The sequence below is a fragment of the Parasutterella excrementihominis YIT 11859 genome, assembly GCF_000205025.1.
Taxonomy (GTDB): domain Bacteria; phylum Pseudomonadota; class Gammaproteobacteria; order Burkholderiales; family Burkholderiaceae_F; genus Parasutterella; species Parasutterella excrementihominis.
Window position 1 is genome coordinate 13,209 of sequence record NZ_GL883762.1, and the last position, 14,814, is coordinate 28,022.

Sequence of the window (14,814 nt, forward strand, 5' to 3'; positions counted from 1 at the left end):
TCCCAAAGGAGATTCTAAAGACCCCAAAGTGTTGGCAGGAATGTGCTTAGGCTCGGGAATAACACGATGACGGCTAAGGCAACCAGCGTTGCAATTAAGAGCGGAATGACCGGCGGCGTCATTTCTTCCATCGTCAAATCGGCGATTTGAGCGCCGACATAGAGGTTTACAGCCACGGGCGGTGTGACCTGTCCGACCGCTAAGTTCACAGTCATCATGACGCCGAACCAAACCGGATCCCAGCCGAAGTGATGAACAATCGGAAGCAGGAAGGGAAGCAGAACGTAGTAAATCGAGATCGCGTCCATAATCATTCCGGCTGCCAGCAAAATCACGTTGATAAGGAAGAGGAGCGCCCAAGGGTTATCAGACAGCGCAAGGAGCACCGCGGCGCCTCTTTCTACTAACCCGACGGTACTCGCAACCCAGGTAAATAATCCGGCGCAGGTCACCACAAACATAATGACGGCGGTTGCCTTAACGGATTCAAAAAGGACGTGAAGTAGTTTGTCCCAGGAGTTGAACGCCTTATAAATAAAGGTCCCGACAAACAAACCGTAAAAGATCGCGACAGCTGCAGCTTCGGTCGGCGTGAAGATTCCTCCGTAAATGCCGCCCAAGATGACGACCGGCGTCATGACGCCCCAGATCGCATCTTTAAATACGAGCCAAGTCGATTCCTGACGGGGCAGTCCGCGATAGCCTCTTTTCTTTGAGATGAGGTATACGGTTAACATTAAGAAACCGGCAACCAGCAGTCCGGGGACAATACCGGCGGCGAACAATGCCGGAACGGAAGCATCCGCAATGCCGCCGTAAACAATGAAAGCGATACTCGGCGGAATCACGATGGCTAGGCCCGAAGTCACGGAAACGTTGGCTGCGGCAAAGGCTTTGTCGTAGCCGTTCTTAACCATAGCCGGAATGAGGATTAAGCCGAGCGCAGCGACAGTCGCAGGGCCCGATCCGCTCACGGCGCCCCAGAAGGTGGCGACTGCTACGGTTGCAATGGCTAGACCGCCGGTCATGTCGCCGACGAGGTTTTCGACAAGACGCACAATACGCGCGGCGATGCCGGCGCTTTCCATAATGAAGCCGGCCAAAATAAAGAAGGGAATAGCTAACAAAGGAACTTTAGCGACGCCGGCAAAGAAGTTGTAGGGCAGCATGTCGATGCCCATGTCAAAGAGCCAGCTGACGATGGCGGCAGGAAGTCCAAGACTGATGGCAATCGGAACTCTGCACACCAGCATGAAAATAAAAAGAATCAGCAGAACCAGTCCGGGATCGGACATCAGCGAATTAAGCATGATCTCCTCCTAGAAGTTCTGTTTCTGAATATCTTCAACAGTGCGCTGAAGAATTCGGACAATAATGAGCGCCGAGAAAAGCGGCGTGGCTATGGTGTAGAGCCAAACCGGAATATCCAGAGACTCAGAGGAAACGTTTAGTTCAATTTCGTCAATAACCTCAATCGCACCTAAGTAAGCCAGCATGACGAAGAAAGCCAGTGAGCAAATTACGCCGAAGAAGTAAAGCGTTTTGCGCAGCCATCCGTGGGTAATACTGTAAAGCAGATTCATCGTGAAGTTGCTGCTTTCTCGGAACGCAATCGAAGTGCCGAGCAGTACGATCCACACAAAGAAATTTACTGTCAGTTCCTCGGAAGCAGAAAATGACAGGTTTGTGCAGTAACGGATGATGATGTTGATGAAGGCAATGCAGGCCATGACTGCTAAGAGAAATGACCCAAGGAGCTCTTCAAATCGGGTGTTGAGGAAATGAAGCATAGTTGTTCTTCTTATATTTATTTGTGGTAAAGCCGGTGCGGCCGGAGCCGCACACGGCGTGTCGCTGAGTAATTCAAAAATTACTTGGCAGCCTGCATGTCTTCTTCGGCAGCTTTGACGACATTCGGGCCGATCTTCTGAGTCCAGTCAGCACGGACGCCGGCTGTGGCTTCATAGAAGCGTTTGATCATTTCAGGTGTGTACTCCGTCACGGTCATGCCGTTTTTCTTAAGTTCTTCCTTCGGATTGGTGATAGCAGGGAGCTTATTGATGCTCTTGAGGTATTCATAAGCCTGACCGTTGTCGTTGCTCAGACGGGAAAGGGCTTTGCCGTATTTTTCAGCTTCGGTAGCGCAGCTGAGAATAAGCTTCTGATCTTCCGGAGAGAATTCCTTCCAGACTTTCATGTTGGCAGTGAAGAACAACGGGTCGATCATGTAATGCCAATCGGTGGAGTACTTGTGCCACTGCCAAACTTTAGTCGGGACGTTAATGCCGTTAGTCGGGTTTTCCTGACCATCGACGATGCCCTGCTGAAAGCCGGTCACAGCTTCAGACCAGTTGATAGCCTGAGGGTTGGCGCCAAGGGACGAGAAGATGTCAATGAAGATCGGGGTACCGCATACGCGCAGCTTCATACCCTTCATATCTTCCGGTTTTTCGATCGGGCCTTTGCTCGTAGTTAATTCACGGAAGCCGTTTTCAGACCAGCCGAGGAACTTAACGCCGGTTTTTTCGATGGCTTTTTCCAGCATCTTTCCGGATTTTCCGGCTTCAATAGCGTCGATAGCTTTATAGCGATCCGGATTGTTGGCGACAAAGAAGGGAAGGGCGGTGAGGTTTAATTCTTTGATTTGAGGAGACCAGTTGATGGTGGAAGCTAAAGCAAAGTCAATTGCTCCGCGGCGAACGAGCAAAAGTTCGGAAGTTTGCTTGCCTGCCATCAGCTGAGCACCGAAATACGGTTTGATGTTGATTCGGCCGTTGGATTTCTGTCTGACGCAGTCGGCAAAGAAGGTTGCGGTTTGGCCCCAGCCGGAGGAGGCGCCGGGTACAACGCTGAGCTTGTACTCGGATTTATATGCGGCGGAGGCGGCAGAAAGGCACAGGCCCATGGTAGCGAGTGCGAGGGCAGCTTTGCTTAAGAGTTTAAAGGTCACAATAGTTACTCCTAGAGATTAGAGAATAAAAAGTGTTAGTTAGGTCGAATGAAACCGAAAGCTCATTTGCTCTCGATTTACTGCCGAAGCACACCATTTGTTTAGTGTTCTTTTTTCAATGGAGTCCGGTACGACCCTTGAGGATTTGGTTAGTCTCATACAGGCTTTTGGCCCGTTCCAGACTATAAAAATATTGTATTCTTCGATTACAAAAAACTTCGTTTTTTCACTAAGGAAAACCCTGTATTAACGAGAGCGGATCATCGCAGTTATAGGTGTTTTGAAGTAGGATACCCGCCTATTCGTGCTTGTTCCGCTGGGAGATATAGATGCGCTATTACGATATTGAAGTGGCCGGTACCAAACGTGCCCTGAAACTCTGCCCTATTAATCAAGATCTTTGCATTGCAGCCTTTTTAATTCTCGGCGATACCGAGCTGACTGTTAATTGCGCAGCTGCTCTTTTGGAAAGAGCTCCTAAATATGATTTCCTTTTAACTGCCGAAGCCAAGAGCATTCCTCTGGTTCAGGAAATGGCCCGTCAGAACGGTGATGCACACTATATTGTTGCTAGAAAGGGCCGAAAACTCTACATGGACAACCCCATCTGCGTTGGTGTGAAATCCATTACTACGGAGAAAGACCAGAAACTTTATGTTGATCAGGAAGAGATGGAACAGATGCGCGGCAAACGCATTTTGATCGTTGACGATGTCATTTCTACCGGACGCAGCCTCCAGGCTTTGGAAGAAATTGCTGCCGCTGCGGGTGCCGATGTTGTCGGCAAGATGGCCGTTTTAGCCGAAGGCGATGCTGCTTCTAGAACAGATATTTCTTATCTCGAAAAACTTCCGCTCTTTAACGGCAAGGGCGAACCGCTTCCTTTTGATTAATTTCAGAGAGCTAACTGAATGATCGGCATTATCGGAGCGATGAAGGTTGAGCTTGAGGCTTTGAAGGCAAGGCTTCAGGACGTGACTGTAACCAGAATTTCGGGCGTTGATTTTTACAGCGGAAAGCTGCACGGTACGGACGTCGTCGCCGCAGTGAGCGGGGTCGGTAAGGTGTTTTCCGCCGTTTGTGCGCAGACGATGGTTTTGAAGTTCGGTGTGAAAGCCATTATTAATACAGGTGTGGCGGGAGGACTTTCTCCTAACCTTAAGCTCGGTGAAGTTGCCATTGCATCTCAAGTCTGCCAGCACGATATGGACACGTCTGGCGTCGGCGATCCCAAAGGTTTAATTTCCGGAATTAATAAGGTCTTCATTGATGCCGATCCTCTCTGGGTCGCAAAAGCTGAGAAAGCGGCACAGAAATTAGGCATTCATACCGAAACCGGCGTGATTGCTTCCGGCGACCAATTTGTCTGCGATACGGACCGTAAAGCTTGGATTCGTGATTTCTTTAGAGCCGAAGCTGTAGAAATGGAAGGCGCGGCCATCGGTCAGGTGTGCTTTGTCAATGAAATCCCGTTTGTTGTGATTCGATCTATTTCCGATGATGCTTCCGGCCACGCACCTGTTTCTTACGAATCCTTCTTTAAAGAGGCGGCTCAGCGAGCCGTCGCACTGACGGAAGAGATGCTCAAAGAAGCCTGAGAGCATTCCAAAGCAGAAGGACTTTTCCTGGAGTTAGTTGAAGGAGCGAACTTCGCGAAAAGTCCTTTTTGCATTTTGGATGAATTTTTTAGATTTTTGCTGCTTAACGGCTTTCAAGCTTTTAGCAACTTTTTCTTCAAAACAGAAGAATCTAATTGAGACAACACGAGTCCGAAAAGCACAAGGAACGCTCCGCTGGCGGACCAAACAGTGAGTTCTTCGCCAAGGATAAAGTAGGAACAGATAAGGCAGATCACCGGAATAAGATAAATATAGACGGCGGTTTCCAAGAGTTTTGAGATTGTTCAAGGAGGAAATGGCAGGGGAAGAAGGATTTGAACCCTCGAATGCCGGAATCAGAATCCGGTGCCTTAACCAGCTTGGCGATTCCCCTGCAACATAAAGTTCAGCGAGGTGGCAGGGGAAGAAGGATTTGAACCCTCGAATGCCGGAATCAGAATCCGGTGCCTTAACCAGCTTGGCGATTCCCCTGTGCTGAGAAGACAGAATTATACACAAAACAAAAACTTTTGCAGGACTCAACGCAGAAACAAATCAAGGCACTCTCGAGCGCCTTGTTTGTAAAAGAAAAAATATTTTTTGAAACGTCGCTAGAAGATCATATCTGCCAGCTGAGAGATCAAAAAAGCACAAAGAGTGATGGTTGCACCAAGCTTAAATAACTTGACCTGTTGTCTTCTAAGGTCCCGTGCAGCGACGCGGGCTTTAGCACTGTCTCTATACATCGCGGACTCCTTTATGAGGTATTTCGTTAAATGAATTATATCTGAACTAGGGAAAGTTTCTAGGTATTTATACCTAAGTAAAATCAAAATGAGCGTAAAAATTTGTGAGCTAACTATTAGCGTTAGGCAAATTCTTCCACAAATGAGGCAGGGCAGGAGGACATCGAGAAACTTTCGTGTAACACATATAAGAGGTGAAGTTCACCCGATACTGCAATTCGTCTATTGAGTAAAACCTCTTCAAAATTTTTCGATTCTATTCGTGGTGTGAAGAACCTTTTCAACTAACGTTCAAGTTGAATTTCTAAAAATAAGGAAAAAATGATCGTAAATACTGCTAAATTCTTTCCTAATTGATAATGATAATCAATAGCTGTAAATTTCATCAAACTTTACATGTTTTAAGTTGTATCTCGTTCATTTACAGTTATAATCCGACGATCAAACAGGGAAGCACTGCTTCTCCACCCTATAAACAAGCCCCCTTCGGGCATATCCGGAAAGGAAATATTTAAATGGCAGAAGAAACCAAAGTAGAAGAAAAGGTAGAGGAAAAAACAGAAGCCACAGCAGCTCCGGCTGAAGAAACAAAAGCCGAAGAAGTTAAGCCGAATCCTCTTCAGCGCACCATTGAGCTGACGATTTCTCGTAAAGAACTCGATGCTCGTGTTGCTAAAGCTCTTCGCGAAAAAGCAAAGAAAGCTAAATTCCACGGTTTCCGTCCCGGCCATGCTCCTGCCGCTATGGTCAGAGCCGCTTATGGTCAGGAAATTCAGTTTGATGCAATCAACGCACTCGTTTCTGCCGCTTTCGTTGAAAAAGTTCAGGAAGGCAAATACCACGTCTCCGGCTACCCGGATATCGCTCCGACCGAAGGCGCTCCTGAAAATGAAGACACAATGTCCTTCACAGCTACTTTCGAAGTCTTCCCTGACGTCGAAGTTCCTGACATGAAAGACGCTTCCGTTACAGAATACGAATGCGAACTGACAGACGCTGACGTTGAAAAGACACTCGACGTTATGCGCAAACAGCGCGCCACTTTCGAAAAGGCTGACAAGACTGCTGCTGACGGCGATCGCGTTATCGTTGACTTCAAGGGCACTCTTGACGGCGTTGCTTTCGAAGGCGGTACAGCTAAAGACTACGCTTTCGCTCTCGGCCAGGGCAGAATGCTCCCCGAATTCGAAAACGCGATTCGCGGTATGAAAGCCGGCGAAACCAAGACTTTCAACCTGACTTTCCCTGAAAACTATCCTGCCAAGAACCTTGCCGGCAAGGAAGTTCAGTTCGAAGTTACGCTGAAAGAAGTTGACGAAGAAATTCTTCCCGCCCTTGACGACAAGTTCGCAAAAGACCTCGGCGTTAACGATGGTATCGACAAACTCAAGGCTGACGTTAAAGAAAACCTCCAGCGCGAAGTGACAGCTCGTCTTGAAGCACGTACTAAGCAGAGCGCCATGAATGCTCTTCTGTCCGTTGCCAAGTTCCCGGTTCCGCACGCTGCTGTTGAAGAACAGAGAGAGGCTCTGGTCCACGACGCCATCGAAAACATGAAGGCTCAGGGAATTAACCTCCCCAACGACAGCATTCCTGCCAACGCCATGCTTGACCAAGCTGAGCAGAGAGTTCGTCTTGGACTGCAAATCAGCGCTATTGTTGAGAAAGAAAAGATTACTTCTACTGATGAACAGATCAAAGCTTTGGCCGACAACATCGCCAAGAGCTATGAAGATCCGAAAGAAGTCGTTGATTGGTACCTCAACAACCCTCAGCACAAAGCTGAGCTTGCCGCGGTTGTTGTGGAAAACAATGTCGTCGCTTGGATCCTGAAGAACGCTCAGGTCAAGAAAGAACCGATCTCTTTTGAAAACCTGATGGGTCGCGGTCAGCAGGCTTAATCAATTTCAGGCGTCAGAGGCAATAAAATGCCTCTGAAAAATACAAACAAGTCGGCAAGGTACTCATTAGTCCTTGCCGTTTGTCATTGAAAACTACTACAAACCACGGAGACGCGTATGCCCGACTTTTCAAACTTTAATTCTGCACTTATACCGATGGTTATCGAGCAGAGCGGACGCGGAGAGAGATCTTTTGACATTTACTCCCGCCTGTTACGTGATCGCGTAGTCTTCCTGGTAGGACCGGTGACTGATCAGAGCGCTAATTTGGTCGTTGCTCAGCTGCTGTTCCTGGAAAGCGAAAATCCGGATAAGGATATTTCGCTCTATATCGATTCCCCCGGAGGAAGCGTCTACGCCGGTCTTTCCATTTACGATACGATGCAGTTCATCAAGCCGGATGTTTCCACCATTTGCTTAGGCATGGCTGCTTCCATGGGTGCGTTCCTGCTTGCTGCAGGTGCGAAGGGCAAACGCTTTGCACTGCCGAACTCCCGCATCATGATTCATCAGCCTTCCGGCGGTACAAACGGAACCGCTGCAGACATTGAAATTCAGGCGAAAGAAATCTTGGAGTTGCGCAGCCGTTTGAACACAATCCTGTCCGAACACACCGGCCAGTCCATTGAAAAGATTGCGGTCGACACCGAACGCGATAATTTCATGAGCAGCGCACAGGCAGTGGAATACGGAATTATCGACGGCGTATTTAGAAAACGTTCCGAGCAAATCATTAAAAAGAAATAATTGATTTTGCGGATTAAAGATTTAAGGAAGTTATGAGCGATAACAAAGAGGGACCCGTCTGTTCTTTTTGCGGAGCCAAAAAGGGACAGTACTCTGAAATTTATAAGTCAAACATCGGAGATCAGTACATTTGTAAAGAATGTACTGAAGAGCTTGCTCGTTACTCCGGTGTGATTGAAGATGCTTTGAAGCGCTACCAATATCTCGAAGCTCACAATAAGAACGCAGGTTCCGAAGCCCCCGCTAAAGAAGCCGAAGCAGAAGAGGCAGAAAAGCAGGATCCGATTTTGTACGGAGAACTGCCGACGCCGAAAGAAATTTATGCCAATCTTGACCAATATGTGATCGGTCAGGAACAGGCGAAGAAGGTTCTTTCCGTTGCGGTTTATAACCATTACAAACGTCTTAGAAGCAAATTCATCGGAGATGATTCCGACGAAAAAGTTGAGATTCAGAAGAGCAACATTCTTCTTATCGGTCCGACAGGTTCCGGCAAGACGCTTTTAGCTCAAAGTTTGGCCAAAATGCTGAATGTTCCTTTTGCAATTGCAGATGCAACGACTCTGACAGAAGCCGGCTACGTCGGTGAAGACGTCGAAAACGTGATCCTGAAGCTTCTGCAAAGCTGCAATATGGACCTCAAACGCGCTCAGATGGGCATTATCTATCTTGATGAAATCGATAAGATTGCCCGCAAGAGTGAGAACCCGTCTATTACCCGCGACGTATCCGGCGAAGGCGTTCAGCAGGCTTTGTTAAAGCTCGTTGAAGGTACCGTTGCCAATGTTCCGGCTGCCGGCGGAAGAAAGCATCCTCAGGGAAACAATATTCCGGTTGATACTTCGAACATTCTCTTCATTTGCGGCGGCGCATTTGAAGGTTTGGATAAGATCATTCGTAGAAGAACTGAGCGCAGCGGCATCGGCTTTGAAGCCGATGTTAAGGGGGCCGACGATAGAAGCGAAGGCGAAGTGCTCCGCGATATTGAAGCTAAGGATCTAGTTCGCTACGGCTTGATTCCTGAGTTGGTCGGACGCCTCCCGGTGATTGCAACGTTGGATGACCTAGACGAAGAAGCGCTGATTCGCATTCTGACCGAACCGAAGAATGCGGTCCTGAAGCAGTACGCACGATTGTTCGAATTGGAAGGCGTTGTTCTCGAAGTCGAACCGGATGCGCTCAAAGAAGCAGCCAAAATGGCTCAGGAAAGAAAGACCGGAGCCCGCGGCCTGCGGTCCATTATTGAGAATGCACTCCTTTCTGCTATGTTTGAGATTCCGAGCAGAAAAGACGTCGCCAGAGTGGTGGTGAAAGCCTCCACGATGAGAGACGGACAAGCCGAGTTCATCACTAAATAACGGTAAATAGGAGGTCGCTTCGGCACCTCCTTTTTTCTCCTTGGATGGTCTGTTTATCCACCATCCCTTGATTAAGGTCCCCAAAATAGCCACAAAATCTTGAAAGGCTTAAGGCGAGGGGCCTTTTACTTTTGATACAGTATAGAAACGATTTTTAAATATTTGGCGCCCTTGATTTTTTTTCAAGCGTCCCCAAGTAGTAACTTACGTAGTGTATTTTTTAGCAGTAAGGATTTAGATGATTCAGAAACGTACAACTAATTCAAATCCGATGATGTCGGTGTTGCCGCTGAGAGACATTGTTGTCTTCCCTCAGATGGTTGTGCCGCTCTTCGTCGGACGCGAGAAGTCGCTTAGTGCTCTTCGCAATGTCACGTCTTCTGAGAAGGCGAACAAAGAGCTTTTGCTCGTCGCACAGCGCGATGCAGGCATCGAAGATCCATCTTCCGATGATCTGTTTGATGTCGGTACGGTTGCGCGTATCGTCCAGTCTTTGAAGCTGCCTGACGGTACTTTCAAAGTCCTGGTAGAGGGTATTCGCCGTGTCCGAGTTACTCAGTACAAAGAAGACGAGCAAATTTTTGCTGAGGTGGAAGACATTCCTCAGGATAGAATTTCCCAGCGCACTTTTGAGCCGCTGCGCAGGACGATCCTGACAGCCTTTACCGAATACCAAAAGAACAATAAGAGAATTACGAACGATCAGCTGAATCGGATTTCTTCATTAACCGATCCGGAACAGCTCATCACATCCATTGCCCAGTTGCTGGTTCTTTCTCCTTCCCGTAAGCAGGATCTGCTTGCAACGGTTGGAACAAAGGAACGTCTTGAACTTCTTTTTGACATGCTCGAGGAAGAAGTTGACATTCAGCAGACGGAAAAGCGTATTCGCGGCCGTGTGAAGAAGGCAATGGAAAAGAACCAGCGCGACTATTACCTCAATGAACAGGTAAAAGCCATTCAGAAAGAATTGGGCGATACCGACGAAGAATTTGAGGAAATCGAGCGCAAGATTAAAGCTGCCAAGATGAGTCCCGAAGGCGAGGAAAAGGCCCTCGGCGAACTCAAGAAGCTCCGTATGCAGGGTCAGAACAGCGCGGAAGCCAATGTGATTCGAAATTACATTGACACGCTGATTTCTCTGCCGTGGAGCAAGAGAACTCGTGTCAACACGAATCTCATCAAGGCAGACGCCGTTTTGGAAGAAGACCATTACGGTCTTGAGAAGGTGAAGGAACGCATTCTTGAATACTTAGCGGTTCAAAGCCGAGTCAAGAATGTGAAATCTCCGATCCTCTGCTTAGTCGGACCTCCCGGAGTCGGTAAGACATCTTTGGGCCAGTCTATCGCCCGCGCAACCGGACGTAAGTTTGTGCGTTTGGCTTTAGGCGGCGTAAGAGATGAAAGCGAAATCCGAGGTCACAGAAGAACCTATATCGGTTCCATGCCGGGTCGAATTCTCCAGAGTCTTACTAAGGCGGAAACCAATAATCCGCTTTTCTTGCTCGACGAAGTTGATAAGATGGGTATGGACTACAGAGGCGACCCAGCGGCTGCGCTCTTGGAAGTGCTGGATCCTGAACAGAACAACACTTTCCAGGATCACTATGTAGAAGTGGATTTCGATCTGTCACATGTGATGTTCATTGCGACTAGCAACTCCATGAACATTCCGGCTCCGCTGCTTGACCGTATGGAAGTGATACATCTTTCCGGTTACACGGAGGATGAAAAGCTCCACATAGCTCAGAGACATCTGATCCCGAAACAGATGAAACTGAACGGTGTGAAGCCGGGCGAACTCGAGATCGAAGACTCTGCGATTGTTGACATCGTTCGCTACTACACCCGCGAAGCAGGTGTCCGCAGCCTAGAGCGCGAGATCAATAAGATCTGCCGTAAAACGGTCCGTGACATCCTTTTGAAGAAGACCAAAGGAAAGGTGGTCGCCAACTCCGACAATCTTGACTACTTCCTCGGTGTCCGTCGCTACAACTTCGGTGTCATGCACAAGGGCGATCAAGTCGGCCAAGTCACAGGTCTTGCTTGGACGGAAGTCGGCGGCGATCTGCTTACGATCGAAGTCGCAACAATGCCGGGTAAAGGCCAAATAACACGTACCGGTTCTTTGGGCGATGTGATGAAAGAATCTGTAGAAGCTGCACGTACAGTGGTTCGTTCGAGGGCTTCTCGTTTGGGCATTACCTACAAGCAAATCTCTGAGACGGATATTCATGTCCATTTCCCGGAAGGAGCTGTGCCTAAAGACGGTCCGAGTGCGGGTTCCGCTATCACGCTGGGCTTGGTTTCCGCTCTGACGGGTATTCCTGTCAAGGCTGAAGTGGCTATGACCGGTGAGATTACGCTGAGAGGCGAAGTTCTTCCGATCGGCGGTTTGAAAGAGAAGCTTTTGGCGGCGCTTCGAGGCGGTATCAAAGAAGTGCTGATACCGGAAGAAAACGTGAAGGATTTGGAGGAAGTACCTGAAAACGTCAAGGAAGGATTGGTGATTCGTCCTGTCCGCACCATTGACGAAGTGTTCCAGTACGGTTTATCCAAGCAGCCTGAAGCGTTACCTCAGACAATTGAGCAGCCTATCACTGCGAAACAGCAGATTGAAGTGGGAACTTCAGCTACTGGATCGACTGCACGCAACTAAGATCCACTGGTTTAAGAGGAGGGGGCTTCGGCCCTCTTATTTTTTACCCAGACTCAAACCGATTGAATTTATGTAACAAATTTCGACCGACTCAAGCTCTGTTCAGGTAGTCAATTTCAAAATCATTTGTTGGTTTTGGAACTTAAAAGGATGGGTTTGAAACTTGTAAAAATATGGGGGCAAATTCAATAAAACAGACTCATAGTTAATCAACAACCTCAGGCCAGATAAGAAAATTTGTCTCACAAATGAGAAGAATTGTCTAGAAAACCTTTAATTTGCCCACAAATACTGCTATGATTAACGAATCAGAGTTTATTTACCCCTTTATCTCTCTCGGAGGGAATGATGAATAAAGCAGATCTCATAGAAGCCGTCGCAATTAAATGCGACATTTCCAAACTTGCAGCACAGCGCGCTGTTGATGCGATGATCGACACAATTACAAATGCATTGCAGAACGGCAAAGAAGTCCAATTACTCGGCTTTGGTACTTTTTCTGTTGTCGAGCGTGCAGCTCGCAAAGGCCGCAATCTTCGGACAAATAAATCAATTGATATTCCGGCCCGTAAAGTTCCGAAGTTTGTTGCTGGCAAAAATTTAAAAGATGTAGTAGAATAAAATCTTTCGTGATTGAGACAGCGAGATCTTAATAACGAAGGATGCTTAGCTCAGTTGGTAGAGCGGCGCCCTTACAAGGCGTAGGTCGGGAGTTCGAGACTCTCAGCATCCACCAAGGAGTGGTAGTTCAGTTGGTTAGAATACCGGCCTGTCACGCCGGGGGTCGCGGGTTCGAGTCCCGTCCACTCCGCCAAGATTCCAGCCCCGTGAGGTTCTTTCACAGGGCTTTTCCTTGTGCGCTCGGCATGAGCGAACTCTACAGGGTGGAAGTCCCGAAGTGCAGGCGGTGGCGCCAAGCACATAGCCAGAGGCAAGGCCTGAACCGCGAGGTTCCGACTGAAGGAAGCCCGAGGCCAACCATTGACCTTACGAACAGAAACGGTCTCAGGCATATGCTGTCGGGTAAGACTGCAAGACAAGTTGAAGCCCAAAGGCCACACGGAGATGGCAGTGTAAAGACCGAAGGTACATGATGGGAAAGAGTTCGTTCTTACCCGAGGAGAACTCACGGACGCAAGCCATTTGGCTTGGCGGAGTAAAGCTTGTCGTGAGTGGTCAGCAGACGGCGTAGTACTCGGTAGCAGTAACCGAGGAAGGCCTGAATCTTAGCGGAGTGTGTTACTGCAACTACGACAAAGGGAATTATGGATAGAAACAATGAAAAACCTTCATGCGGGCGAGGGGCACGGAATGCGGCCAAACCTGCACAAAAGGATCCGCCCGCGTCCATAGGAGCAGAAGAAGACACACATAACCTCAATTTATACGCAAGCATCACCTTAGAGGCGATACTGGAGCCCACTAATCTGAAGGAAGCGCTCAAAAGAGTAATAGCCAACAGAGGGGCTCCCGGAGTTGACGGTATGGAAGTCGGGCAATTGCTCGACTGGATACGCAGCCACCCCGGCCAGCTTACAAAGGCGATTAAGGAGGGAACTTACAGGCCCTCCCCTGTGAAAAGAGCAAGCATTCCGAAAGAAGAACCCGGAAAGTTCCGAGATCTGGGAATCCCAACAGTCATAGACCGTCTAGTGCAACAGGCAACCGCCCAAGTACTCGACTGGACCTATGACAGGGACTTCTCGGATCGGAGCTTCGGGTTCAGACGGAACATGCGGGCTCACCATGCTCTCAGAGTCATAACAGCAGAAGCCGATCAAGGCTATCGATGGGCAGTGGACATGGACTTAGCCAAATTCTTTGACACGGTGAACCACAGCCGACTAATCAGAAAGCTGTCACTCAAAATCAAAGACGGCAGGGTCATTTCGCTGATACACAAGAAGCTCCGATCGGGAGTCCAAATTAAGGGGGAGATCAAACCCACGGAAATAGGACTTATGCAAGGCGGCCCACTGTCACCGCTCCTTGCCAACATCTACCTAGATGAACTGGACAAGGAATTGGAAAAGCGCGGCCACCGCTTTGCAAGATACGCTGATGACCTGATCTGCATCTGTAAGAGTAGAAGAGCGGCAGAAAGAACGCTGGCAAGTCTGACAAGATTTGTACAGGAAAAGATGCTGTTGAAAGTAAACCGGGAAAAGTCGCATGTGGCCTATATATCGAGCCCGCAAACGAAATTCTTAGGGTACGGCTTCTACTACAGTCGGACAAAAAGAGAGGTAAGACTGACAATCCATGAAAAGAGCAAACAAAAGCTCAAGGATACGATCAGGAAATTACTCTCTCGGAGTCCGAAAACGAGCATAGAGAGTGTGAAACAGCTACTAGCGCAAAAGCTTCGGGGGTGGATGAACTACTTCCAATTAGCAGACGCCCAAAGATGGACGCAAGGGGTGGATCGGTGGATACGACGTCGCATCCGCCAACTCTTGTGGAAAACTTGGAAAAAGGTAAAAACAAGAATCAGGGCCCTGGTGAAACTGGGGGCGGACCCTAATCAAGCTTATTACTGGGGTTGTACCCGAAAGGGCTATTGGCGGATATCCAACAGCCACATTCTCACGACCACTCTGACCACGGACTTCCTCAAACAAAGAGGATGGTCATGGTTGGGATGTTTTAGAGGTTAAAACGTTAAGAAACCGCTGAAAAACCAAGGTGACTTGGCCTACCAGACCGGTACGGGCAGCGGTGTGAGAGGGTGTTCGCTGGAAATCAGCGAAACCCTACTCGATTTTTTAGTCGAAGCGTTTTAACTTCTGAAATATTGCAGAAGTTAGGGTATCTACCTGAAATCTGAAATATTGCAGAAGTTAGGGTATCTAGCA

Annotated in this window: 12 protein-coding genes, 4 tRNA genes and 1 pseudogene; 10 read left to right on the top strand and 7 right to left on the bottom strand. The window is 48.4% G+C overall.

The window, feature by feature from the left end; genetic code table 11:
* Positions 1–14: 14 nt before the first annotated feature.
* From HMPREF9439_RS12120 to HMPREF9439_RS12130, 3 genes are all read right to left on the bottom strand, one after another.
* Positions 15–1,310 carry a TRAP transporter large permease gene (locus HMPREF9439_RS12120; protein ID WP_008865065.1) on the bottom strand — a complete coding sequence of 432 codons (1,296 nt, stop codon included), beginning with the start codon at positions 1,308–1,310 and terminating at the stop codon, positions 15–17.
* Positions 1,311–1,319: 9 nt separating this feature from the next.
* Entirely contained in the window at positions 1,320–1,790 is a 471-nt protein-coding gene (locus HMPREF9439_RS12125; RefSeq protein ID WP_008865066.1) for a TRAP transporter small permease, read from the bottom strand.
* 80 nt (positions 1,791–1,870) lie between these two features.
* Positions 1,871–2,950, bottom strand: a complete 1,080-nt coding sequence (locus tag HMPREF9439_RS12130) for a DctP family TRAP transporter solute-binding subunit (protein WP_008865067.1) — start codon at positions 2,948–2,950, stop codon at positions 1,871–1,873.
* Positions 2,951–3,279: 329 nt separating this feature from the next.
* On the opposite strand from HMPREF9439_RS12130, the gene HMPREF9439_RS12135 reads away from it, so the two are divergent.
* Both HMPREF9439_RS12135 and HMPREF9439_RS12140 read left to right on the top strand, forming a co-directional pair.
* Positions 3,280–3,843 carry a phosphoribosyltransferase family protein gene (locus HMPREF9439_RS12135; protein WP_008811361.1) on the top strand — a complete coding sequence of 188 codons (564 nt, stop codon included), beginning with the start codon at positions 3,280–3,282 and terminating at the stop codon, positions 3,841–3,843.
* Positions 3,844–3,861: 18 nt separating this feature from the next.
* The gene (locus HMPREF9439_RS12140) at positions 3,862–4,548 is read left to right on the top strand and encodes a 5'-methylthioadenosine/adenosylhomocysteine nucleosidase (protein ID WP_008811360.1); all 687 of its coding nucleotides are present in this window, start codon (positions 3,862–3,864) and stop codon (positions 4,546–4,548) included.
* A 113-nt stretch (positions 4,549–4,661) separates the two neighbouring features.
* On the opposite strand, the gene HMPREF9439_RS13690 is transcribed toward HMPREF9439_RS12140, so the two are convergent.
* The 4 genes from HMPREF9439_RS13690 to HMPREF9439_RS13575 all read right to left on the bottom strand — a co-directional run bounded on the left by HMPREF9439_RS13690 (position 4,662) and on the right by HMPREF9439_RS13575 (position 5,294).
* Entirely contained in the window at positions 4,662–4,838 is a 177-nt protein-coding gene (locus HMPREF9439_RS13690) for an EamA family transporter (RefSeq protein ID WP_155165924.1), read from the bottom strand.
* Positions 4,839–4,865: 27 nt separating this feature from the next.
* A tRNA-Gln gene (locus HMPREF9439_RS12145) sits at positions 4,866–4,942 on the bottom strand.
* Between the two features lie 21 nt (positions 4,943–4,963).
* A tRNA-Gln gene (locus HMPREF9439_RS12150) sits at positions 4,964–5,040 on the bottom strand.
* A 119-nt stretch (positions 5,041–5,159) separates the two neighbouring features.
* Positions 5,160–5,294 carry a hypothetical protein gene (locus HMPREF9439_RS13575; protein WP_021867869.1) on the bottom strand — a complete coding sequence of 45 codons (135 nt, stop codon included), beginning with the start codon at positions 5,292–5,294 and terminating at the stop codon, positions 5,160–5,162.
* Between the two features lie 515 nt (positions 5,295–5,809).
* On the opposite strand from HMPREF9439_RS13575, the gene tig reads away from it, so the two are divergent.
* From tig to ltrA, 8 genes and pseudogenes are all read left to right on the top strand, one after another.
* Positions 5,810–7,195, top strand: a complete 1,386-nt coding sequence (gene tig / locus HMPREF9439_RS12155) for a trigger factor (protein WP_008865070.1) — start codon at positions 5,810–5,812, stop codon at positions 7,193–7,195.
* A gap of 117 nt (positions 7,196–7,312) precedes the next feature.
* Positions 7,313–7,942: an ATP-dependent Clp endopeptidase proteolytic subunit ClpP gene (gene clpP, locus HMPREF9439_RS12160; RefSeq protein ID WP_008865071.1), complete on the top strand. Its 630-nt coding sequence runs from the start codon at positions 7,313–7,315 to the stop codon at positions 7,940–7,942.
* Positions 7,943–7,974: 32 nt separating this feature from the next.
* Positions 7,975–9,300 carry an ATP-dependent Clp protease ATP-binding subunit ClpX gene (gene clpX / locus HMPREF9439_RS12165; RefSeq protein ID WP_008865072.1) on the top strand — a complete coding sequence of 442 codons (1,326 nt, stop codon included), beginning with the start codon at positions 7,975–7,977 and terminating at the stop codon, positions 9,298–9,300.
* A gap of 238 nt (positions 9,301–9,538) precedes the next feature.
* A complete protein-coding gene (gene lon / locus HMPREF9439_RS12170) occupies positions 9,539–11,959 on the top strand; it encodes an endopeptidase La (RefSeq protein ID WP_008811355.1) in 2,421 nt (806 codons plus the stop codon).
* Positions 11,960–12,289: 330 nt separating this feature from the next.
* A pseudogene (locus HMPREF9439_RS12175) lies at positions 12,290–12,580 on the top strand (HU family DNA-binding protein); the annotation flags it as partial.
* A gap of 39 nt (positions 12,581–12,619) precedes the next feature.
* Positions 12,620–12,695: transfer RNA gene (locus HMPREF9439_RS12180), tRNA-Val, on the top strand.
* 1 nt (position 12,696) lies between these two features.
* A tRNA-Asp gene (locus HMPREF9439_RS12185) sits at positions 12,697–12,773 on the top strand.
* A gap of 451 nt (positions 12,774–13,224) precedes the next feature.
* Positions 13,225–14,616 (top strand): group II intron reverse transcriptase/maturase, encoded by a 1,392-nt coding sequence (gene ltrA, locus HMPREF9439_RS12190; RefSeq protein WP_008865075.1) that lies wholly within the window; start codon positions 13,225–13,227, stop codon positions 14,614–14,616.
* The last annotated feature ends 198 nt before the right edge of the window (positions 14,617–14,814 follow it).

Excerpts from the sequence above, each read along its gene's own strand:
- HMPREF9439_RS12120 (WP_008865065.1), bottom strand. The coding sequence starts at position 1,310 with ATGCTTAATTCGCTGATGTCCGATCCCGGACTGGTTCTGCTGATTCTT.
- HMPREF9439_RS12125 (WP_008865066.1), bottom strand. The coding sequence starts at position 1,790 with ATGCTTCATTTCCTCAACACCCGATTTGAAGAGCTCCTTGGGTCATTT.
- HMPREF9439_RS12135 (WP_008811361.1), top strand. The coding sequence starts at position 3,280 with ATGCGCTATTACGATATTGAAGTGGCCGGTACCAAACGTGCCCTGAAA.
- HMPREF9439_RS12140 (WP_008811360.1), top strand. The coding sequence starts at position 3,862 with ATGATCGGCATTATCGGAGCGATGAAGGTTGAGCTTGAGGCTTTGAAG.
- HMPREF9439_RS13575 (WP_021867869.1), bottom strand. The coding sequence starts at position 5,294 with ATGTATAGAGACAGTGCTAAAGCCCGCGTCGCTGCACGGGACCTTAGA.
- tig (WP_008865070.1), top strand. The coding sequence starts at position 5,810 with ATGGCAGAAGAAACCAAAGTAGAAGAAAAGGTAGAGGAAAAAACAGAA.
- clpP (WP_008865071.1), top strand. The coding sequence starts at position 7,313 with ATGCCCGACTTTTCAAACTTTAATTCTGCACTTATACCGATGGTTATC.
- clpX (WP_008865072.1), top strand. The coding sequence starts at position 7,975 with ATGAGCGATAACAAAGAGGGACCCGTCTGTTCTTTTTGCGGAGCCAAA.
- lon (WP_008811355.1), top strand. The coding sequence starts at position 9,539 with ATGATTCAGAAACGTACAACTAATTCAAATCCGATGATGTCGGTGTTG.
- ltrA (WP_008865075.1), top strand. The coding sequence starts at position 13,225 with ATGGATAGAAACAATGAAAAACCTTCATGCGGGCGAGGGGCACGGAAT.